We start from the raw sequence: 497 nt of genomic DNA, 5'->3' as shown, positions 1-497 counted from the left end.
ACAACTTGCAAATACACTTAAATGAATTTACTTGGTGTCGCTTACTTTGATAAAGCTTTTGTGCTTCATCTCAACAAGCGCCCACACGAATTATCTGATCTGTCTGTTAAAGAGCGTTGCTTGAAAAAGAGGGCTGAATTCTTCAGCCGCTTTGCGAAAGCTATTCGCTTTCGCCGTCTCAAGCGAGGTGCGTATTCTACTCAACACCCCGGTGAAGTCAACCATTTTGTTTGAGAATTTTAACGAAATTTTCAAACCGTCTGATCCGCTTCCTGTTTTGTTTATCGCCACCTGAAGAACCGTGTAAACACTGATTTATCAAGGCGTTAAACTCAACAGCCCCACCTGTTTCAGCGGCCGTTTCCGGTGGCTGTCTCAAGCGAGGAAGCGCATTCTACCGCCGTCGGCAGAGGAGTCAACAGGGGGAGCACGAAAAAGTTAAGAATATTTGAAAAACATCGAAGTTTTTAAGACCGAGTGGCTAGAACGCGGCTTCG

At 45.3% G+C, this 497-nt stretch carries 1 protein-coding gene; it reads left to right on the top strand.

Going from position 1 to position 497, the window contains the following annotated elements:
* Positions 1-21 precede the first annotated feature (21 nt).
* Positions 22-234, top strand: a complete 213-nt coding sequence (locus JW499_RS21615; RefSeq protein ID WP_205212515.1) for a hypothetical protein — start codon at positions 22-24, stop codon at positions 232-234.
* Positions 235-497 lie beyond the last annotated feature (263 nt).

It is taken from the genome of Amphritea pacifica (genome assembly GCF_016924145.1).
Taxonomy (GTDB): domain Bacteria; phylum Pseudomonadota; class Gammaproteobacteria; order Pseudomonadales; family Balneatricaceae; genus Amphritea; species Amphritea pacifica.
Note: the sequence above shows the minus strand (reverse complement) of the source record. Positions and strands in the feature narration are given on the sequence as shown.

Coding starts and splice junctions, on each gene's coding strand:
- JW499_RS21615 (WP_205212515.1), top strand. CDS start 22: ATGAATTTACTTGGTGTCGCTTACTTTGATAAAGCTTTTGTGCTTCAT.